This is a genomic window from Streptomyces lateritius (assembly GCF_014649715.1).
GTDB lineage: Bacteria > Actinomycetota > Actinomycetes > Streptomycetales > Streptomycetaceae > Streptomyces > Streptomyces lateritius.
Genome location: NZ_BMTO01000005.1, coordinates 239,309 through 258,965, shown reverse-complemented (window position 1 = coordinate 258,965; position 19,657 = coordinate 239,309). Strand labels below are relative to the sequence as shown.

The 19,657-nt window shown below is 71.4% G+C and carries 16 protein-coding genes and 1 pseudogene; 5 read left to right on the top strand and 12 right to left on the bottom strand.

The genetic code is table 11. The features are described 5' to 3' along the window. Window positions 1-46 precede the first annotated feature (46 nt). Together IE136_RS12230 and IE136_RS12225 are read right to left on the bottom strand one after the other, a co-directional pair. Window positions 47-463: a VOC family protein gene (locus IE136_RS12230; RefSeq protein WP_158993911.1), complete on the bottom strand. Its 417-nt coding sequence runs from the start codon at window positions 461-463 to the stop codon at window positions 47-49. Window positions 464-473: 10 nt separating this feature from the next. Continuing rightward, window positions 474-893 (bottom strand): helix-turn-helix domain-containing protein, encoded by a 420-nt coding sequence (locus tag IE136_RS12225; RefSeq protein WP_189600324.1) that lies wholly within the window; start codon window positions 891-893, stop codon window positions 474-476. A 131-nt stretch (window positions 894-1,024) separates the two neighbouring features. Here IE136_RS12225 and IE136_RS12220 point away from each other — a divergent pair, with 131 nt between their 5' ends. Next, entirely contained in the window at window positions 1,025-2,113 is a 1,089-nt protein-coding gene (locus tag IE136_RS12220) for an amidinotransferase (RefSeq protein WP_189600323.1), read from the top strand. A gap of 3 nt (window positions 2,114-2,116) precedes the next feature. Here the strand turns inward: IE136_RS12220 and IE136_RS12215 are convergent, their stop codons facing one another. Genes IE136_RS12215 through IE136_RS12205 form a run of 3 tightly spaced genes read right to left on the bottom strand, consistent with a single transcriptional unit; the run spans window position 2,117 to window position 4,757 of the window. Next, window positions 2,117-2,902: a GNAT family N-acetyltransferase gene (locus tag IE136_RS12215; protein ID WP_189600322.1), complete on the bottom strand. Its 786-nt coding sequence runs from the start codon at window positions 2,900-2,902 to the stop codon at window positions 2,117-2,119. A 54-nt stretch (window positions 2,903-2,956) separates the two neighbouring features. After that, window positions 2,957-3,499: a cupin domain-containing protein gene (locus tag IE136_RS12210; protein WP_158984303.1), complete on the bottom strand. Its 543-nt coding sequence runs from the start codon at window positions 3,497-3,499 to the stop codon at window positions 2,957-2,959. Window positions 3,500-3,533: 34 nt separating this feature from the next. Then, a complete protein-coding gene (locus IE136_RS12205; RefSeq protein ID WP_158993913.1) occupies window positions 3,534-4,757 on the bottom strand; it encodes a cytochrome P450 in 1,224 nt (407 codons plus the stop codon). A gap of 711 nt (window positions 4,758-5,468) precedes the next feature. Between IE136_RS12205 and paaK the strand changes: the two genes are divergently transcribed. Beyond that, entirely contained in the window at window positions 5,469-6,761 is a 1,293-nt protein-coding gene (gene paaK / locus IE136_RS12200) for a phenylacetate--CoA ligase PaaK (protein ID WP_189600321.1), read from the top strand. 58 nt (window positions 6,762-6,819) lie between these two features. Continuing rightward, window positions 6,820-7,197, top strand: coding sequence for a VOC family protein (locus IE136_RS12195; protein ID WP_189600414.1), 378 nt, complete (start codon window positions 6,820-6,822; stop codon window positions 7,195-7,197). A 102-nt stretch (window positions 7,198-7,299) separates the two neighbouring features. On the opposite strand, the gene IE136_RS12190 is transcribed toward IE136_RS12195, so the two are convergent. Next, window positions 7,300-8,805: a fatty acyl-CoA synthetase gene (locus IE136_RS12190; RefSeq protein ID WP_189600320.1), complete on the bottom strand. Its 1,506-nt coding sequence runs from the start codon at window positions 8,803-8,805 to the stop codon at window positions 7,300-7,302. A gap of 59 nt (window positions 8,806-8,864) precedes the next feature. Between IE136_RS12190 and IE136_RS12185 the strand changes: the two are divergent. After that, window positions 8,865-10,199 (top strand): annotated as a pseudogene (locus IE136_RS12185) (penicillin acylase family protein); the annotation flags it as partial. Here IE136_RS12185 and IE136_RS12180 read toward each other — a convergent pair. From IE136_RS12180 to IE136_RS12170, 3 genes are all read right to left on the bottom strand, one after another. Then, entirely contained in the window at window positions 10,200-11,303 is a 1,104-nt protein-coding gene (locus tag IE136_RS12180; RefSeq protein ID WP_158984309.1) for a calcium:cation antiporter, read from the bottom strand. A gap of 93 nt (window positions 11,304-11,396) precedes the next feature. Next, window positions 11,397-12,944: an acyl-CoA synthetase gene (locus tag IE136_RS12175; RefSeq protein ID WP_373309052.1), complete on the bottom strand. Its 1,548-nt coding sequence runs from the start codon at window positions 12,942-12,944 to the stop codon at window positions 11,397-11,399. Next, window positions 12,941-14,050 carry an NAD(P)H-dependent flavin oxidoreductase gene (locus IE136_RS12170; protein ID WP_158984311.1) on the bottom strand — a complete coding sequence of 370 codons (1,110 nt, stop codon included), beginning with the start codon at window positions 14,048-14,050 and terminating at the stop codon, window positions 12,941-12,943. The genes IE136_RS12175 and IE136_RS12170 overlap by 4 nt, the downstream gene beginning before the upstream one ends. A gap of 169 nt (window positions 14,051-14,219) precedes the next feature. Here IE136_RS12170 and IE136_RS12165 point away from each other — a divergent pair, with 169 nt between their 5' ends. After that, window positions 14,220-16,022 (top strand): serine hydrolase domain-containing protein, encoded by a 1,803-nt coding sequence (locus IE136_RS12165; protein ID WP_189600319.1) that lies wholly within the window; start codon window positions 14,220-14,222, stop codon window positions 16,020-16,022. Window positions 16,023-16,384: 362 nt separating this feature from the next. On the opposite strand, the gene IE136_RS12160 is transcribed toward IE136_RS12165, so the two are convergent. The 3 genes from IE136_RS12160 to tdh all read right to left on the bottom strand — a co-directional run bounded on the left by IE136_RS12160 (window position 16,385) and on the right by tdh (window position 19,615). Further along, the gene (locus tag IE136_RS12160) at window positions 16,385-17,293 is read right to left on the bottom strand and encodes a LysR family transcriptional regulator (RefSeq protein WP_158984315.1); all 909 of its coding nucleotides are present in this window, start codon (window positions 17,291-17,293) and stop codon (window positions 16,385-16,387) included. Between the two features lie 4 nt (window positions 17,294-17,297). After that, window positions 17,298-18,497, bottom strand: coding sequence for a glycine C-acetyltransferase (locus IE136_RS12155; RefSeq protein ID WP_189600318.1), 1,200 nt, complete (start codon window positions 18,495-18,497; stop codon window positions 17,298-17,300). Window positions 18,498-18,586: 89 nt separating this feature from the next. Continuing rightward, window positions 18,587-19,615 (bottom strand): L-threonine 3-dehydrogenase, encoded by a 1,029-nt coding sequence (gene tdh, locus IE136_RS12150; RefSeq protein WP_158993919.1) that lies wholly within the window; start codon window positions 19,613-19,615, stop codon window positions 18,587-18,589. Between the last annotated feature and the right edge of the window lie 42 nt (window positions 19,616-19,657).

Here is a 19,657-nt window from a genome sequence, read left to right as displayed (position 1 = left end):
CCTGTGGTGTCTGTGCGATGGGGCGTCCCGTGCGCGGGACCGGAACTCAGTGCCCGCGGGGTCGGGTGAAGCGCAGCATGTTGCCGGCCGGATCGCGGAAGGCGCAGTCGCGGACGCCGTACGGCTGGTCCATGGGCTCCTGCAGCACCTCGGCGCCCGCGGCGCGGATGCGTTCGAATGTGGCGTCGACGTCGTCGGTGCGGAAGATGACCCCGCGCAGCAGACCCTTCGCCAGGAGTTCCGCCATGGCCTCCTTGTCGGCGGGCGAGGCGTTCGGGTCGGCGAGGGGCGGCTCCAGCACGATCTCCACGTCGGGCTGCGACGGCGATCCGACGGTCACCCAGCGCATGCCCTCGAACCCGACGTCGTTGCGCACCTCCAGGCCGAGGACGTCCCGGTAGAAGGGGAGCGCCTTGTCGTGGTCGTCGACGGCGATGAAGCATTGCGAGAGCGTGATGTCCATGCGTACGACGCTACGGTCGGGGGGAGGGTTTCGCTTCTCCATTCCTGACCGGTCGGGTGTGGATCTTGGCGACGCAGGCGGGGATGCCGGCGCCCGCCTCATGGTCGCGGGCCCGGTAGGCGCTCGGGCTCTCGCCGACCAGCTCGGTGAACCGCGAGCTGAACGATCCCAGTGACGTACAGCCGACCGCGAAGCAGACCTCGGTGACCGTCATGTCGCCCCGTCGAAGCAGCGCCTTGGCGCGCTCGATCCGGCGCGTCATCAGATAGCTGTACGGCGTCTCGCCGAAGGCGGCGCGGAAGCTCCGGGAGAAGTGGCCCGCCGACATGAGGGCGACGCGCGCAAGCGCCGGCACGTCGAACGGCTCGGCGTACTCGCGGTCCATCAGGTCACGGGCCCGGCGCAGCCGGACGAGGTCTTCCAACGTCACGCGACCACCATCCCATGCCGCCCGCGTCGCCGGAGTGGATCTCGTGGATGTCGGGCCGACCGGACCGAAGCCGCCACTTTGGGTAACGTGGGCAACGTCATGAGTCACCTCCTTCCGCGAAGGACGGCGCCGTGGAACCTCTCGTCTCGCCGGTCGGTTCGCACAACGAGTGGGACCCACTGGAGGAGATCATCGTCGGACGTCTCGACGGCGCGACGATCCCCTTCAGACATCCGGTGGTGTCCTGCAACATCCCGCGGTGGGCGGCACGGTTCCAGGGGCTCGCCGCCGGGTTCCGGTTTCCGCGGATGCTGATCGAGCCGGCCCAGCGGGAGCTCGATCAGTTCATCACGCTCCTTGGGTCGCTCGGCGTCACGGTCCGGCGGCCGGAGGCCGTCGACCACCGGCGGCGTTTCAGCACCCCCGGCTGGAAGTCACGCGGCTTCGGGAACGCCTGTCCCCGTGACAGCCTGCTGGTGATCGGCGACGAGATCATCGAGACCCCGATGGCGTGGCCGTGCCGGTATTTCGAGACCCACTCCTATCGGCCGATCCTCAAGGATTACTTCCGGCGCGGCGCGCGCTGGACGGCGGCGCCGAGGCCTCAGCTCTCCGACGCCCTGTTCGAGGCGCGTTTCTCCATCCCCCGGGCCGACGAGCCGATGCGCTACATCCTCACCGAATTCGAGCCGGTGTTCGACGCGGCGGATTTCGTGCGCGCGGGGCGGGACATCTTCGTCACCAGGAGCAATGTCACCAACCGCTCGGGCATCGAGTGGATGCGTCGCCATCTCGGACCCGAGTACCGCGTCCACGAGATCGAGAGCCGATGCCGCGCGCCCATGCACATCGACACGACGTTCCTTCCGCTCGCGCCCGGCAAAGTGCTCGTCAACCCGGAATACGTCGACGTCGACCGACTGCCCGACATCCTGAAGTCGTGGGACGTGCTGATCGCCCCCGAACCGGACCCGCTCAAGGGGCCCCTGCTCAAGCTCACCTCGATGTGCGGCAGATGGCTCAACATGAACGTGCTCGTGATCGACGGCCAGCGGGTGATCGCCGAGCGGCACCACACCACCATGCTGCGCGCGCTCGAGTCATGGGGGTTCGAGCCGATTCCGTGCGACCTTCTGCATTACGCGCCGTTCGGCGGCTCGTTCCACTGCGCGACGCTCGACGTCCGGCGTCGCGGCACGCTGGAGTCCTACTTCTCCTGAGCCTCACAGGCCCTCGGGGGCGTACACGTACGGCGTCGTCGTGGTGAGGGCCGCGAAGCCGAGGCGGGCGAGGATCGGGCGGCTGGTGTCGGCCGCGTCGACCTGGACGAAGCGGTGGCCGCGCTCGACCGCGATCCGGGTCCGGAAGGCGACCAGGGCGCGGTAGAGGCCCTTGCCCCGCCACGGCTCGACCGTGCCCCCGCCCCAGAGTCCGGCGAAGTCCGTGCCGGGGTACAGCTCGAGGCGCGCCGCGCTCACCGGCTCGTCGCCCGCCATCGCGAGCACCGCGGCGACGGTGTCCGGCGTGTTCGCCAGTCGGTCGAGGAGCTGACGGCCGATGTGGGAGCTGTCGCCGCCGAAGGCCCGGTCGTGGACCTCGGTCACCAGCCGCACCCCGGCGGCGTCGGTGACGGGGACCAGTTCGACGCCGTCGGGCAGTTCGACGGCGGTGGGCAGCGCGGCCGCGTCGGCGACCATCAGGGTCTCCTGCTCCTCGGCGGCGAACCCGGCCGCGAGAAGCCGCTGCGGGAGATCGGCCGGGCGGTCGTGTCCGTACACCTTCCACTCGAAGGCGCGGCCGTGTGCGGTGAAGTGACGGATCTGCTCGGCGATGACCGCGTCGGCGCCGGCCTCGTCGAGTCCGGACCAGAGGATGCCGTTCCAGGCGTGGGCCGGCCCCGTCAGGCGTACGACGGGACCGGTGTGCTCGACGCGGCTGCCGGGCCCCTCGGAGCGGGCTTCGCACCGCATCTGGCGGTCGAACAGGGCGAGTGTCGCGGTGTGATCCATGCGGGCACTCCACCACCACCCGTCACGGCACGGCAAACGCATTTCACGAGGTGCCTACACCCGCTCCGGGGAGTGCCGCAGCGGGGTGAGCTGTTCGATGTCGTAGCGGCGCCGGAGCGCCTCGACGGCCGCGTGGTCGACCTCTCCCCCCGAGCCGAGGATCTCCATCAGCTCCTCGAAGTACCGCTCGTGGTCCGGCGGCGGAGACGCCTGGAAGAGCATCCGGGCGGGCTCCCCGGTCGGGTTGGCGAACGCGTGGGGGCAGCCCGGTGGTACGAGGATCAGGGTGCCGGGTGTCGCCCGTACGACACGCTCGCCGGAGGCGGACTCCCAGTCCCGCCACCGGTCGGGGGTGCGGACGAGCGGTTCGAAGGCGAGGACGTCCAGCTCGCCTTCGAGGAGGTAGAACAGTTCCTCGCTGTGGCCGTGGGTGTGGGCGCCCACGTCGAAGCCGGGCGGGACCTCGACCTCGAAGGTGGAGGCGGTCGGTGTGTGTTCGCCGGTGACCTTGAACGTCACCCGCTGGGCGGCGGTCGTGAGGGTCCTGCCGTGGCCGGGCGGCACGACGAGGCCGTCCGCGGGCCGGATCGTCGTCATCGCGCTCTTTGTCCTCTCACCGGTTTCTCTCCTCTCACCAGGCGACGGGGAGGGTCTCGGGGCCTCTGATGAGGGCGCCGCGCTGCCACTGGATCTCCTCCTCGGGCACGGCGAGCCGCAGCCCGGGGAACCGCTTCCACAGGGAGTCGAGGAGGATCTCCGACTCGATGCGGGCCAGGGCGGAGCCGGGACAGTAGTGCGGTCCGTGGCCGAAGGCGACGTGCGGGTTGTAGCCGCGGTCGAAGTCGAGCCGCTCGGGGTCGGGGAAGACGTCCGGGTCGCGGTTGGCGGTCAGGTACGAGACGTAGACCGGGTCGCCGGCGGGGATGAGGACGCCGCCGACCTCGACGTCCTCCAGGGCGATCCGCGACAGGCCCACCGCGTTGCGGTGCGGGATGTAGCGGAGCAGTTCGTCGACCGCCTGCGGCAGCAGCTCCGGTTCGGCGCGGAGCCGGGCGAGGTGCTCGGGGTGGGTGAGGAGCGCGTAGACCATGTTGGCGCTGTTGTTCCGCACGGCGTGCCCGCCGCCGATCTGGATGAGGACGGCCAGGCCCACGGCCTCGTGCTCCTCCAGGGTGCCGTCGTCGACGGCGTCGGCGAGGACGGCGACGAGGGTCTCCTTCCCGGTGCCGTGGCTGCGGCCGATGAGGTCGGTGAAGTACTGCCCCATGTCGGCCTTGGCGCGCTCGCTGGCCTCGCGGCCCGCCGCCGAGGAGATGATGGTGTCGGACCACCGGGCCATCAGCGGCTGGTCGTCCTCCGGTACGCCCATGAGTTCGCTGACCATGGCGAGCGGGAAGGGCCGGTTGACCATCGCCATCAGGTCGGCGGGGGCGCCGTGTTCGGCCATGGTGTCGAGCAGGTGGTCCATGGTGGCCTGCGCGTGGTCGCGCAGGGAGCGCAGGGCGCGGGCGCTGAAGGCCCGGGCCACCACGCGCCGCATGCGGGTGTGGTCGGGCGGGTCGGCGAAGCCGACGGCTCCGTCCATGGGGATGAAGTGCGGGGCGAGGCGGGTGACCTGGCGTCCCCAGACGGCCTGCCGGCTGAAGCGGGGGTCGACGGAGACGAACTTGACGTCTTCGTAGCGGGTCACCAGCCAGGCGTGGCCCTCACCGTTCGGAAGGCGGATCCGGGTGACGGGGTCCTCGTGGAGCAGCTTGGCGAGCAGCGGGTCGAAGTCGAGACCGGTGAGGTCGGGCACGGCCCAGAAGTGGACCTCGGGGGTGTCGGGGGACTCGGGGGTTGCGGTGGTGGTCATGGGCGGCTTTCGCGAGGGCGTGGGAGGTGACGGCACCGGTGACGGGGACGGACCGGCATGGAGGTCCCTGCGTCCTCCGGTTTCTCTCCACGCTTCCCCTCGCGCCCGGAGAATCCGCGCCGGGACGGCCAAACACACCCGATCGCGTGAGCGACGGTTTGCGGGGCGGGCGACACGCGGGGCGGGCGGTCCATGCGGGTCGGGCGTGGCGGAGCCCCAGGAGTCCGGCGCCCGAGCTCTCCGCGCGCGGCCGGCAGGGTCAGACCAGTCGGCGAGGTTGTTGTCGGCGAGCACGGGGACGTAGGCGCTGCGCCGATGAATGTTGCACGTGTAGTGCTCGTCGATCCGGCTGACGGTCTTGGAGCGCAGACCGGTCACGTCGTCGGAACAGCCGGTGATGGAGCGGCCGCGGGTGCTCCAGCAGCCGGGAGAACTCCTCGAAGAGCTCGAAGAGGTCCTCGTACATCGTGGTCTCGTTGGTCCGGATGGCCTGGCGCGAGCCGGTGGCGAGCGTGTGCCCCGGCGGCTGCACGGCGGCCGTCCTCCATGCCCCCGAGCACCCTGCGCCCTCCGCCGTCCGGAGGACCGGAAATCCGGCCCCGGCCTCTTGCCAAGAACGGGGTGGGTGCGGATTTACTGACGACAGGATCTACCGAATGATCGGTAGGTTACCTTCGCGCGTACGGTCGGCGGGACGGGAGTGGTGGGCGCATGACGACGGAGCTGCTGGACGAGGGCGAGCGCCTCGGGCGGGCAGAGCTGGAGAGCCTCCAGCTGGAACGGCTGCGGGCCACGCTGCGCCACGCCTACGAGAACGTGGGCTTCTACCGGAAGGCGTTCGACGCGGCGGGGCTCACCCCCGACGACTGCCGCTCGCTCGCGGATCTCGCCGCGTTCCCGTTCACCACCAAGGCCGATCTGCGCGAGAACTACCCCTTCGGCATGTTCGCCGTCGACCGGTCGCACGTCCGGCGCATCCACGCCTCCAGCGGCACCACCGGGCGGCCGACCGTCGTCGGCTACACCGCACGCGACCTGGACACCTGGGCAGACGTGGTCGCCCGCTCCCTCCGCGCGGCCGGCGCCAGGCCCGGACACACGGTCCATGTGGCCTACGGCTACGGTCTCTTCACCGGCGGCCTCGGCGCGCACTACGGCGCTGAGCGGCTCGGATGCACGGTCGTGCCGGCGTCCGGGGGTATGACGGCACGTCAAGTGCGGCTGATCCAGGACTTCCGGCCCGAGATCATCATGGTGACGCCCTCGTACATGCTGACGCTGCTCGACGAGTTCGAGCGCCAGGGAGTGGATCCGCGGTCCACCTCGCTCAAGGTCGGCGTCTTCGGCGCCGAGCCGTGGACCGAGGCGATGCGCCGGGAGATCGAGGAGCGGTTCGCCGTCGACGCCGTCGACATCTACGGACTCTCGGAGGTGATGGGACCCGGCGTCGCCCAGGAGTGCGTGGAGACCAAGGACGGGTTGCACATCTGGGAGGACCACTTCTATCCCGAGGTGGTGGATCCGCTCACGGGTGAGGTGCTGCCGGACGGCGAGCGCGGCGAGCTGGTCTTCACCTCGCTCACCAAGGAGGCCATGCCGGTGATCCGCTACCGGACCCGGGACCTCACCCGGCTCCTGCCGTGCTCGGCCCGGGTGTTCCGGCGGATGGAGAAGGTGACCGGCCGCAGCGATGACATGGTGATCCTGCGCGGGGTCAACCTCTTCCCCACCCAGATCGAGGAGATCGTGCTGCGGACGCCCGGGGTGGCTCCGCACTTCCAGCTGCGGCTGACCCGTGAGGGGCGGCTGGACGCCCTGACGGTACGGGCCGAGGCGCGCCAGGGGGCGACCCCCGAGCAGCGGGCCGAGGCGGCCCGGGCCATCGCGGCGGCCTGCAAGGACGGGATCGGGGTCTCGGTCGGGGTCGAGGTGGTCGACCCCGAGACCCTCGAACGCTCGGTCGGGAAGATCAAGCGGATCGTGGACCTGCGGGGCGATCTCTGAGCCCCCGCTCCGGGCGGGACGCGTAGCCTGGAAGGGAGGAAAGGAGGAGGTGGTGGAGATGCTGGCGGACTCTCCCGTAGTCGCGATCGTTCCGGTCGCCGACATGGCCCGCGCGAAGCGCTTCTACACCGAGACCCTCGGACTCCCCCTGACGAAGGAGTCGGCCGAGGACACCAGGCTCGACAGCGGTGGCGGTACGACCATCGGTCTCTACGAGACGCCCTACGGCGGCAAGGCCGAGCACACCCTGGCGAGCTGGAAGGTCGACGACCTGGACGGGGAGATGTCGCGACTGCGCTCCAAGGGCGTGACGTTCGAGGAGTACGACCTGCCCGGCATCAAGACGGTCGACGGCGTCGTCGAGTCGGAGACCATGCGGGGCGCCTGGTTCAAGGACAGTGAGGGGAACATCCTCTGCCTGACCGAGGATCTCTGAGCACACACCCGTGAGGCGGGAGCCATGCCGGGCGGCACGACTCCCGCCGGAGAGAGCGGGCAGCCGGGGGGTAGGTGGGGGACGGGCCGGTGGGGCACCGCGTCATGAAGCAGCGAAGCGGTCGCGCAGTTCTCGCTTGAGGATCTTCCCGCTGGCGTTCCGCGGCAGCTCGTCGACGAAGAGGACCTTCTTCGGTGCCTTGAACGGGGCGAGCTTCTGCCGTGCGTGGCCGAGGAGTTCGGCCTCGGTGACCGCGCCCGGTTCGCGGGGGACGACGACGGCGGTGACGGCCTCGATCCAGCGCTCGTCGGGCAGGCCCACGACGGCGACCTCGGCGACGTCCGGGTGGGTGTAGAGGGCGTCCTCGACCTCGCGGGAGGCGACCAGCACTCCCCCGGAGTTGATGACGTCCTTCACGCGGTCCACGACGGTGTAGTAGCCCTCGGCGTCGCGTACGGCGAGGTCGCCCGAGCGGAACCAGCCGCCCCGGAAGGCTTCCCTGGTCTCCTGCGGCTTGTCCCAGTAGCCGTCGCACAACTGCGGGGAGCGGTAGACGACTTCGCCGGGTGTCCCGTCCGGGACCTCCTCGCCCTCCTCGTCGACGACCTTGGCCTCGACGTGCCGGACCGGCCGGCCGCAGGAGTCCATCCGGCCCTCGTGCTCGTCGGGGCCGAGGACGGTGGCCAGGGGTCCGATCTCGGACTGCCCGAAGCAGTTGTAGAACCGAAGGCCGGGCAGCCGGTCGCGTAGCCGCTCCAGGACGGGTACGGGCATGATCGAGGCGCCGTAGTACGCCTTGCGCAGGGCCGACAGGTCGCGGCTCGCGAACTCGGGGTGGTTCGACAGTCCGATCCACACGGTCGGCGGCGCGAAGAGGCTGTCCGCGCGGCCCGCCTCGATGAGATCGAAGAGGACGGCCGGATCGGGCCCGTCGACGATGGTGTTCTCGGCGCCGACGGCGAGGTACGGCAGCAGGAAGACGTGCATCTGCGCGGAGTGGTAGAGCGGCAGCGAGTGGACCGGCCTGTCGTCCTCGCTCAGGTCGAGGGCGTCGATGGCGCTGTCGTACTCGTGGACCAGGGCGCGGTGGGTCATCCGGGCGCCCTTGGGCAGGGCCGTCGTCCCCGAGGTGTAGAGCAGCTGGACGTACTCGCGGGCGTCACGGTCGGTGTCGTACGTGTCCTGCTCGGCGAGCGCCGTGAGGAACGAGTCGCCGGTGTCCCGCAGGGGGCGTACGCCCGGGCCGGCGGGGACACGGTCCATGAGGGCCGGATCGGCGAGCACGAGCGAACTGCCGGACTGGCGCAGGATGTACTCCAGGTCCTGACCGGTGAGGTGGTGGTTGACCGGGACGTGGATCAGGTCCGCCCGGGAGCAGGCGAGGAAGGCGATCAGACAGGCGTCGGAGTTGTGGCCGTAGGTCGCGACCCGGGCGCGCTCCTGGAGTCCGTACCGCTCGCGCAGGACGGCGGCGGCGGTGGTCACGGCCGCGTCCAGCTCCGCGTAGGTCCAGGACCGGTCCGCGTACCGTACGGCGATCCGCTCGGGGACGCGCTGCGCGCTCATGCGCAGGACGCCGTCGACGGTGCGGCTCAGGAGTCGTTCCATGACTGGATCCTCGGTGGCCGCCGAGGGGCGGGTCAAGTACCGCGGACGTAGGGCATGGCAAGGACGGCGCGCCCGTGACGCGCACCCAGTACTGGACGCGGTACGGGCCCGTGATCAGCGGCCTGGGCGCGCAACTGCCGCTGCCGTGGACCTCGACGACGGCCTTCGCGCTCAACGACCCCAACGCCGCCAACCTGCGGGGCTCGGACACCGCGCTCGGCTTCGGCAGGGCGCGCTCGACCCGGGACGTCCTGGACACGCTGCGGCGCACCCAGGGCCTGCCGTGGGCGAACACGATCGCCGCCGACTCCTCGGGGAACTCGCTGTTCACCCAGTCGCAGGTGCTGCCCCGGATCACCGACGAGCTGGCCCGGCGCTGCTCCACCCCGCTGGGCAGGGCGACCTATCCGGCCTCCGGCGTGGCGGTCCTCGACGGTTCGCGGGGCGACTGTGCCCTCGGCTCGGACCCGGACGCGATCCAGCCCGGCGTCTTCGGCCCGTCGCGGATGCCGGTGCTGCGGAACGCGCCGTACGTGGAGAACTCGAACGACAGTGCGTGGCTGACCAACGCGGACCGACCGCTGACCGGCTACGAGCGGGTCTTCGGCACGGTCGGCACCCCGCGCTCGCTGCGCACCCGCGGCGGGATCGAGGACGTGGCGGCGATGGCCGCCGAGGGCCGGCTGACCGTGGCGGACCTCCAGAAGCAGCAGTTCGCCAACCGGGCCCCGGCCGGTGATCTGGCCGCCGCCGACGCGGCACGGGCGTGCGGCCCGGTCCTCCCGGACGACCCGGAGGCCTGCCGGGTCATCGGCTCCTGGGACCGGACCGTGAACACCGACAGCAGGGGCGCGCTGCTCTTCGACCGGTTCTGGCGGAAGTTCACCGGCGCGGTGCCCCCGGCCGAACAGTGGAAGGTGCCGTTCTCGGCGGCCGACCCGGTCCGCACCCCGCACACGCTCGACACCTCGTCGCCCGGGTTCGCCAAGGCGCTGACCGACGCGGTCGCGGAGCTGCGGACGGCCGGCATCCCGTTGGACGCGCCGCTGGGCGCGCACCAGTTCGTGGTACGCGGGGACAGGCGCATCCCGGTGAGCGGTGGCACCGAGGCGCTGGGCATCTGGAACAAGACGGAGCCCGTGTGGAACGCGGCGGGCGGGGGTTACACGGAGGTGGCGCACGGTACGAGCCATGTCCAGGCGGTCGGCTGGGACGGGTCCCGGTGCCCGGTGGCCCGCACCCTGCTGACGTACTCGCAGTCGTCCAACGCTCGGTCTCCGCACTTCAGTGACCAGACCGAGCTGTACGCGCAGGAGCGCTGGGTGACGTCGCGGTTCTGCGAGAAGGACATCCTCAGGTCGCCGCAGCTGAGGGTGGTGCGGGTCAGGGGCTGATCAGGGGCTCAGAGACAGGAAGACGAAGGCGGCGAAGATCGAGAGGTGGACGCCGCCCTGCAGGAGAGTGGCTCGTCCGGGCACCACGGTCAGCGCGCTCACCACGGCGGTGAGCACGAGCAGCACCATGTGCACGGGTCCCAGGCCAAGCACCAGGGGCCCGGACAGCCAGATCGAGGCGAGCGCGATCGCCGGAATCGTCAGGCCGATGCTGGCGATCGCGGAGCCGTAGGCGAGGTTGAGGCTGGTCTGCATCCGGTCGCGGCGGGCCGCGCGGACGGCGGCGAGCGTCTCGGGAAGCAGCACCATCAGGGCGATGACGACGCCGACGACGGCCTGGGGCAGACCGGCCGACTGAACGCCGTCCTCGATGGTGGGCGAGACGAGCTTGGCGTTGCCGACGACGGCGACCAGCGCGAGCAGGAGCAGGCCGAGGCCGGCCCAGGTCTCCCGGTCGGTGGGCGGTTCGGCGTGCTCGTCCTCCGGCACCCCTCGGTGCCCGGTCGCGACCGGCAGGAAGTAGTCGCGGTGCCGGAAGGTCTGGACGGTGACGAACACCCCGTACAGACAGAGGGAGGCGACGGCGGCGAAGGCCAGCTGCGCGCTGGAGAACTCGGGTCCGGGATGGCTCGTCGTGAACGAGGGCAGGACCAGCGTCATGGTCGCGAGCGTGCAGACGGTGGCGAGCGCGCCGCCCGATCCCTCGGCGTTGAAGGAGGCGACGCGGTTGCGCAGGGCCGCGACGAGCAGCGAGAGACCGACGATGCCGTTGCAGGTGATCATGACGGCGGCGAAGACCGTGTCACGGGCGTAGGTGGAGGTCTTGTCGCCGCCACCGCCCGCCATCAGGGTGACGATCAGGCCGACCTCGATGACCGTGACGGCGACGGCGAGGACGAGCGAACCGAAGGGTTCGCCGACGCGGTGGGCGACGACCTCGGCGTGGTGGACGGCCGCGAGCACGGCGGCGATCAGGCAGAGCGCGATGAGCACGACGGCGAATCCGGGCAGATCGCGCCCCCACGCGAGCCCGAGGGCCACGGCCGCCACCACCGGTCCCCACGTCGTCCACTGCCGTGTCAGCCGCGCCGCGCTCGAACTCATGATCAGCATACTGCCACAAAAGCCGCATCCGGCTGCCGGCCGGTTGCTCCTCCCGGACCGGACCGGACCGGGTCCGGCGCGGTCCCGAGCGGTCTAGAGCAGGCTGTCGTGTCCCTCCCAGTACGGTTCGCGCAGCCGCCGCTTGTAGAGCTTGCCATTGGGGTCGCGGGGCATGGAGGCGATGAAGTCGACGGACTTGGGGCGTTTGTAGCCGGCCAGGTGCCGCTCGCAGTGGGCCAGCAGATCGGCGGCGAGGGTCTCGCCCGGCTCGTGCCCCTCGGCCGGTTCGACGACGGCCTTGACCTCCTCGCCCCAGTCCGTGTGCGGGATGCCGAACGCGGCGGCGTCGGCGACGGCGGGGTGGGCGAGGAGGGCGGCCTCGATCTCGGCGGGGTAGACGTTGACCCCGCCCGAGATGATCATGTCGATCTTGCGGTCACGGAGGAAGAGATAGCCGTCCTCGTCCAGGACACCGAGGTCGCCCACGGTGAAGAAGTCGCCGATACGGCTCGATGCCGTCTTGGCCTCGTCCTTGTGGTACGAGAAGCCGCCGGTGCTCATCTTCATGTAGACGGTGCCGAGTTCGCCGGGCGGAAGCCGGTTCCCGGCGTCGTCGAAGACGGCGAGTTCGCTGATGGGCCAGGCCTTGCCGACCGTGCCCGGCTTCTTCAGCCAGTCCTCGGCGCTGGCGAAGGCGCCGCCGCCCTCGCTCGCCGCGTAGTACTCCTCCACACAGGTGCCCCACCAGTCGATCATCGCCCGTTTGACGTGGTCGGGGCAGGGGGCGGCGCCGTGGATGGCGTGGCGCATCGAGGAGACGTCGTACCGGCTCCGCACCTCCTCCGGGAGGGCGAGAAGGCGGTGGAACTGGGTCGGGACCATGTGGGTGTGCGTGCAGTCGTACGTGTCGATGAGCCGCAGCATCTCCTCGGGTGTCCACTTGTCCATGAGGACGAGCGGATGGCCGATGTGGAGGGCGGCGGCGGCGAACTGCAGCACCGCCGTGTGGTAGAGCGGCGAGCAGACCAGGTGGACGTTGCCGTCGAAGGGCCGGATGCCGAAGATGCCGAGGAACCCGCCGAGGTACGTCTCCTCGGGGAGCTTGCCGGGCAGCGGACGGCGGATGCCGCGCGGCCGTCCCGTGGTGCCGGAGGTGTAGTTCATGACCCAGCCGAGGGTGCGGTCCTCGGGCGGCGTCTCCGGTCGCCCGTCGAGGAGTCCGGCATACGGGCGGAAGCCGGCGATCGTCCCGACGGCGTGGCGGTGGGTGGCCGGCAGGGCCGCCTCGTCGGCGGCGGCCTTGGCGCCGGCGGCGAAGCGCTCGTGCGCGATGAGGACCTTGGCTCCGGAGTCGGCGACGATCCAGGCGATCTCCGGTCCGATCAGGTGGTGGTTGACGGGGACCAGGTAGAACCCGGCCTGGGAGGCGGCGAGGTGGGCGGTGAGGAACTCGACGCCGTTGGGCAGGACGACGGCGAAGGCGTCGCCCCGCCGCAGGCCGGCCGCGCGCAGCCCGTGGACCAGGCGGTTGACGTCGGCGTGGAGGCGCCCGGCGGTCCACTCCTCGCCGTCGGGCGCGATCAGGACCGTACGGGCCGGGTCGGCGGTGGCCTGGGACCAGAAGCCGTTGAGCTCGCTCACGATGCGCTCCGTCCGGCGATGCGGTTGATGCGGTCGACGGCCTTCTCGAAGCCGCGGGTGAGTTCGTCGAAGACCTGCTGGACGCTCCGCTCGGAGTTCATCCGGCCGACGATCTGTCCGACGGGAGTGCCGAGCAGCGGCTCCACCTCGTACTTCTGGATACGGGAGACGGCCTCGGCGACGAGCAGTCCCTGCAGGGGCATGGGGAGGGTGCCGGGCCCGTCCGGGTCGTCCCAGGCGTCGGTCCACCGGGTGCGCAGCTGGCGGGCGGGTTTGCCGGTGAGGGCGCGGGAGCGGACGGTGTCGCCGGAGCCGGCGGCGAGGAGTTTGGCGGTCAGCGCGCGGGAGTGCAGTTCGGCCTCGGTGGTGGTGAGCCAGATCGAGCCGAGCCAGACGCCCTGGGCGCCGAGCGCGAGGCCGGCGGCGATCTGTTCGCCGCTGCCGATGCCGCCCGCGGCGAGGACGGGCAGCGGGGAGACGGCGTCGACGACCTCGGGGGTGAGGACCATGGAGGCGATCTCGCCGGTGTGGCCGCCGGCTTCATATCCCTGGGCGACGACGATGTCGAGGCCGGCCTCGGCGTGGTGGCGGGCGTGCCGGGCGCTTCCGGCGAGGGCCGCGACGAGGACGTCGTGGTCGTGGGCGCGGGCGACGACGTCGGCGGGTGGGGAGCCGAGCGCGTTGGCGAGGAGCTTGATGGGGTAGTCGAAGGCGACGTCGAGCTGGCCGCGGGCGACCTGTTCCATCCAGCCGGTGATACGCCACCCGGAGGCCTCGCCCTCGGCGAGTTCGGGGACACCGTGCTTGGCGAGGGTCGCGCGGACGAACTCGCGGTGCCCCTCGGGGATCATCGCCTCCACATCGGTCTCGCTCACCCCCTCGACCCTCTTCGCCGGCATGACGACGTCGAGGCCGTAGGGCAGCCCGTCGGTGTGGTCCTGCATCCAGTCGAGATCGCGTGCGAGGTCGTCGGAGGCGGTGTAGCGCACCGCGCCGAGGACGCCGAACCCGCCGGCCCTGGTGAGGGCGGCGGCGACCGCGGGGAAGGGCGTGAAGCCGAAGATGGCGTGCTCGATCCCCAGTTTCTGGCTCAGCTCCGTCTTCATGGGCGGCAGGATGCCGCAAGGGACCGTACGAGGGAAGAGATGTTCTGATGCAGCGTCAGATTCTTTGCTCCGCACCCCGCTTCCTTGACCCGCCCCCACCCCGGTAAGAAAGTTTCAGTCGATACGGGTGTGGCGGAGAATTCTTTCAGGTGGGTGGGAGAGGGTGGGTATGACGGAGGAGACGGCAGAGGGTTCGACGGGCCGGGGAATGAGCCGTCGCGCGTTCGGCGGCCGGGTTCTCGCCCTGGGAGGTGCGCTGGTGGTCGGCTCGATTCCGGGGGCCGCCGAGGCCTCCGTACCGCGGGGCGGACGGACGACGCTGCGGCGCGGTTCCGCCGAGCGCGCCGGGCTGCTGCCCGGGCATCTGGACCGTCTGGTCGCCGACGCCGAGTCGTTCCTCGGGCCCTCCCCCGAGCATCCCTGGTACGCGGGTGCGGTGCTGCTCGCCGGGCGGGGCGGCACGGTCGCGCTGCACCGGCCGATCGGCACGGCCGTGCGGTACGCGGGGTACGACGAGAAGACGGACAGCGGGATCGAGCTGCCGCCGGAGCGGCAGATCCCGATGGCCGAGGACACGGTCTTCGATCTGGCGTCCGTCTCCAAGCTGTTCACCTCGATCCTGGCGGTCCAGCAGATCGAGCGGGGCGCTCTGGAGCTGGAGGCGAAGGTCACGGCGTACCTGCCGGAGTTCGGCGGCGGCGGAAAGCAGGACGTCACGGTCCGTCAGCTCCTCACGCATACCTCGGGGTTCCGGTCCTGGATCCCGCTGTACAAGGAGCCGACGCGGGAGGGGAAGCTGCGACTGCTGTGGAACGAAGCCCTGACCGGTCCGCCCGGCACGAGGTATCTGTACTCCGACCTGAACCTGATCTCGCTCCAACTGATCCTGGAGGAGATCACCGGTCGCCCCCTGGACACCCTGCTCCACGACGAGATCACCGCTCCGCTCGGGATGTACCGCACGCGGTTCAATCCGCCGCTCTCCTGGAAGCCGAGGATCGCGGCGACGGAGGACGCCCGGCGCCCGTGGTCGGGCCTCGACCGGGGCATGGTGTGGGGCGAGGTCCACGACGAGAACGCGTACAGCCTCGGCGGCGTCGCCGGCCACGCGGGGGTGTTCTCCTGCGCCTGGGACCTCGCCGTGCTCGCCCGTACCCTCCTCAACGGCGGGGCGTACGGCCGCGCCCGCATCCTCTCCCGCGCGTCCGTCGAGCTGATGTTCACCGACTTCAACACCGCCTTCCCCGGCGACGAACACGGTCTCGGCTTCGAGCTCTACCAGCACTGGTACATGGGCGCGATGGCCACCCCGCGCACGGCGGGACACACCGGCTTCACCGGTACCAGCCTGGTCCTGGACCCGACCACCGACGCGTTCCTCGTCGTGCTCGGCAACTCCGTCCATCCCGTCCGCACCTGGCGTTCCGGCTCCGCGCCCCGGGTCGCCGCCGCGAACCACCTGGCCCGCGCCGTGCCGGTCCGGCCGGCGCGCGGCCGGACCGCCTGGTTCTCGGGGACTGCGAGCGCCACGACCGCGACCCTCACGCTGCCGCCGCTCACCGGGGCCTCGGGTGCGGGCTCCGCCCGGCTGGAGTGCGACCTGTGGTGGGACACCGAGCCGGGCGCGGACGCGGCCTTCCTGGAGGCGTCGCGGGACGGCGGAGCGAGCTGGGGGCCGGTGCCGTTCGCCACCGTACGCGGAGACGAACCGCCGCGGCCGCACCCGGCCGGGTCGGTGAGCGGCTGGTCGGGCCGCGTCTGGCACGAGGCGTCGGCGGAGCTGCCGACCGGGGACGGACAGGAACTCCGGGTGCGCTGGCGGTACACGACGGACCAGCGCTACGTCGGGCGCGGGGTGTACGTCGACGGGCTGCGGATCCTCGACGCCACGGGCCGCCCACTCTTCGACGGGGCCCGGCCGGAAGACGCGTCCCGGATCGAGGCGGTGGGCTGGACCTCGTCGGAGGACTGACGCGCGCGGGCGTCCCGCCCGGGACCGGGGGGTGCCCGCCGGGAGCACCGGGGGACGCGAGTGGCGACCACCGGCCGTCCGCGAGGCCGCGGCCCGGGCACCTGGGAGCCAGGGCGGCGGCCGGACGGCGTCCACCGGCCCGGGGGCCGCCGGACGGTGGTGCCGCCGGACGGCGACCGCCGGGGGGCTGCCCTCGGCCGGGACGCCGCCGGGCCGGATCGGGGCGCCTTCGGCCGGAGTGCCGCCGGACTTACGACCGCACGGGGGCTGCCGTCGGCCGGGTTCCTTCGGCCGGGGTGCCGCCGGACTTGCGACCACCTGGCCGGGGGCGCCGCCGGGCCGGGGTGGCAACCGCAAGCCGCTCAGGCGCTCGGTTCGGCCGCTTCCCGCAGGGCCGCGAGGACCGGGCTGATCAGCGGGTGGTCCTCGGCTCCGCGCCGTACCGACGCGAAGACGCGGCGCGTGGGCGCCACCCCGTCCACCGGCCGGATCAGCACGTCGTCGAGCTCCATCCCGCGCAGCGCCGAGCGCGGCACGAGTGCCACGCCGGCGCCCGCGGAGGCGAGTGCGACGACGGCACGGAAGTCGTCGGAGGAGTGTTCGAGGCGGGGCTCGAAGCCGGCGTACTCGCAGGCCAGCACGGTCACGTCGTGACACGGGTTGCCCGCCGACTGTCCGATCCACGCGTCCTTGGCGAGGTCGGCGAGTGCGACCCGCTCGTCGTCGGCGAGCCGGTGCCCGAGGGGCAGGACGGCGTCGAAGGGCTCCGCGTACAGCGGTACGCGGGTGAGCCGAGCGTCGTCCTCACCGGGCGCGCCCCGGTACTCCACCGCCACCGCCACGTCGACCTGCCGGTCCAGGACCATCAGCAGGCTCTCGTCCCCCTCGGCGTCCCGCACCCGTACCCGGATGCCCGGCGCGGTCCGGGCGAGCTGAGTGATGGCCGGGGCGACGACCAGGCCGATACCCGTGGCGAAGGCCGCAACCGTGACCGTGCCGGCCTCGCCCGACCCGTAGGCCGCGAGTTCGGCCTCGGCCCGCTCCAGCTGGGCGAGGACGGCGTTGGCGTGGCTCAGCAGAATCTCGCCGGCCGGGGTGAGCCGCGCCCCCCGGGCGCTGCGCTCGACCAGCCGGTGGCCGGTCTCCTGCTCCAACGCGGCGAGCTGCTGGGAGACCGCGGAGGGGGTGAGGTACAGCGCGGCGGCAGCGGCCGTGACCGTGCGGTGGTCGGCCACCGCACGGAGGATGTGCAGCCGCCGCGCTTCGATCATGCCCCTAGTCTCGCAGGGCGGCGCGGGCGGCGACGAACGCGTCGACCGCGCGGTTGACGTCCTCGGTGGAGTGCGCCGCCGACAGTTGGACGCGGATGCGCGCCTGACCCTGCGGAACGACGGGGTACGAGAAGCCGATCACGTACACGCCGCGCTCCAGAAGGAGCTCCGCCATCCTTCCGGCCTCGGACGCGTCGCCGATCATGACCGGGGCGATGGCGTGGTCGCCGGGGAGGATGTCGAAGCCCTCCTCGGTCATGCGGGAGCGGAACAGCGCGGTGTTGGCGCGCAGGCGCTCGCGCAGGTCGCCGGCGGACTCCAGGAGGTCGAGGACCTTGAGGGAGGCGGCGGCGATGACCGGGGCGAGGGTGTTGGAGAAGAGGTACGGGCGGGAGCGCTGCCGCAGCAGGGCGACGATCTCGGCGCGGGCGGCGACGTAGCCGCCGGAGGCGCCACCGAGGGCCTTGCCGAGCGTGCCGGTGATGATGTCGACGCGGTCCATGACGCCGTGCAGTTCGGGCGTGCCACGACCGCCGGGGCCGACGAAGCCGACGGCGTGCGAGTCGTCGACCATGACCATGGCGTCGTGGCGCTCGGCCAGGTCGCAGATCTCCTGGAGCGGGGCGACGTAGCCGTCCATCGAGAAGACGCCGTCGGTGACGATCAGCTTGCGGCGGGCTCCGCCGTCGGCCGCGTCCTTGAGCTGCTGCTCCAGGTCGGCCATGTCGCGGTTGGCGTAACGGAAGCGGCGGGCCTTGGAGAGGCGGATGCCGTCGATGATGGAGGCGTGGTTGAGGGCGTCCGAGATCACGGCGTCCTCGGGGCCCAGGAGCGTCTCGAAGACACCGCCGTTGGCGTCGAAGCAGGAGGAGTAGAGGATCGTGTCCTCCTGGCCGAGGAAGGAGGACAGCCGCGCCTCCAGCTCCTTGTGCACCTCCTGCGTGCCGCAGATGAAGCGGACGGAGGCCATGCCGTAGCCCCAGCGGTCGAGCGCCTCGTGGGCGGCGGCGATGACCTCGGGGTGGTCGGCGAGGCCGAGGTAGTTGTTGGCGCAGAAGTTGAGCACCTCGCCGGGCTGCCCGCCGGCGGTGACGGCGACGGTGGCCGACTGAGGGGTGCCGATGACGCGCTCGGGCTTGTGCAGACCGGCGGCGCGGATCTCGTCGAGGGTGGTGCGGAGGTCGTCGCGTACGGAGTCGAACATGCTGGATTCCTTGGAGGGGATCTGAGGAGAGGAGATCGGACGGTCGGACGGACCGGTCGGATCGGACCGATCGATGCGGATCGGACGGATCAGACGGTCCAGTCGAGGATGATCTTGCCGCCCTTGCCGGACGCGGCGTCGTCGAAGGCGGCCTCGAAGTCGCGGTAGTCGTACCGGCCGGTGATCACGGGGGCGAGGTCGAGACCGCCCTCCAGAAGCACGGACATCGCGTACCAGGTCTCGAACATCTCTCGTCCGTAGATCCCCTTGATGGTGATCATCGAGGTGACGATCTTCGCCCAGTCGACGGCGAAGTCCTCGGCGGGCAGCCCGAGCATGGCGATCTTGCCGCCGTGGGTCATGTTGGCGACCATGTCACGCATCGCGTGCGGGTTGCCGGACATCTCCAGGCCGACGTCGAAGCCCTCCTTGAGGCCGAGGGTGCGCTGGCCGTCGGCGATGGTCTGCTCGGCGACGTTCAGCGCGAGCGAGACGCCGGCCTTGCGGGCCAGGTCCAGGCGCTCCTCGCTCACGTCGGTGATCATGACGTGGCGGGCGCCCGCGTGCTTGGCGACGGCGGCGGCCATGATGCCGATCGGGCCGGCGCCGGTGACCAGCACGTCCTCGCCGACCAGCGGGAAGGAGAGGGCCGTGTGCACGGCGTTTCCGAAGGGGTCGAAGATCGCGGCGACGTCGAGGTCGACGGGGACCCGATGCACCCAGACGTTGGAGGCGGGCAGGGCGACGTACTCGGCGAAGGCGCCGTCGCGGCCGACGCCGAGGCCGACGGTGGCGCGGCAGAGGTGGCGACGGCCGGCGAGACAGTTGCGGCACTTGCCACAGACGAGGTGTCCCTCGCCGCTGACGAGATCGCCGACCTTGATCTCGGCGACGTCACGGCCGGTCTCCACGACCTCGCCGACGAACTCGTGGCCGAGGGTCAGCGGTGTGGTGATGGTCTTCTGCGCCCAGCCGTCCCAGGAACGGATGTGGAGGTCGGTGCCGCAGATGCCGGTCCGCTTGACCTTGATCAGTACGTCCCCGGTGCCGATCCCCGGCTCCGGTACGTCCGTGAGCCAGAGTCCCGGCTCCGCCTTCTGCTTGACCAGTGCCTTCAATGCCATGGCTCCCGACGTGCGTGTCCTGTGACGTGCGGGGTC

Excerpts from the sequence above, each read along its gene's own strand:
- IE136_RS12155 (WP_189600318.1), bottom strand. The coding sequence starts at position 18,497 with ATGTTCGACTCCGTACGCGACGACCTCCGCACCACCCTCGACGAGATC.
- IE136_RS12180 (WP_158984309.1), bottom strand. The coding sequence starts at position 11,303 with ATGAGTTCGAGCGCGGCGCGGCTGACACGGCAGTGGACGACGTGGGGA.
- IE136_RS12165 (WP_189600319.1), top strand. The coding sequence starts at position 14,220 with ATGACGGAGGAGACGGCAGAGGGTTCGACGGGCCGGGGAATGAGCCGT.
- IE136_RS12210 (WP_158984303.1), bottom strand. The coding sequence starts at position 3,499 with ATGACGACGATCCGGCCCGCGGACGGCCTCGTCGTGCCGCCCGGCCAC.
- IE136_RS12205 (WP_158993913.1), bottom strand. The coding sequence starts at position 4,757 with ATGACCACCACCGCAACCCCCGAGTCCCCCGACACCCCCGAGGTCCAC.
- IE136_RS12215 (WP_189600322.1), bottom strand. The coding sequence starts at position 2,902 with ATGGATCACACCGCGACACTCGCCCTGTTCGACCGCCAGATGCGGTGC.
- IE136_RS12195 (WP_189600414.1), top strand. The coding sequence starts at position 6,820 with ATGCTGGCGGACTCTCCCGTAGTCGCGATCGTTCCGGTCGCCGACATG.
- IE136_RS12160 (WP_158984315.1), bottom strand. The coding sequence starts at position 17,293 with ATGATCGAAGCGCGGCGGCTGCACATCCTCCGTGCGGTGGCCGACCAC.
- IE136_RS12230 (WP_158993911.1), bottom strand. The coding sequence starts at position 463 with ATGGACATCACGCTCTCGCAATGCTTCATCGCCGTCGACGACCACGAC.
- IE136_RS12170 (WP_158984311.1), bottom strand. The coding sequence starts at position 14,050 with ATGAAGACGGAGCTGAGCCAGAAACTGGGGATCGAGCACGCCATCTTC.
- paaK (WP_189600321.1), top strand. The coding sequence starts at position 5,469 with ATGACGACGGAGCTGCTGGACGAGGGCGAGCGCCTCGGGCGGGCAGAG.
- IE136_RS12190 (WP_189600320.1), bottom strand. The coding sequence starts at position 8,805 with ATGGAACGACTCCTGAGCCGCACCGTCGACGGCGTCCTGCGCATGAGC.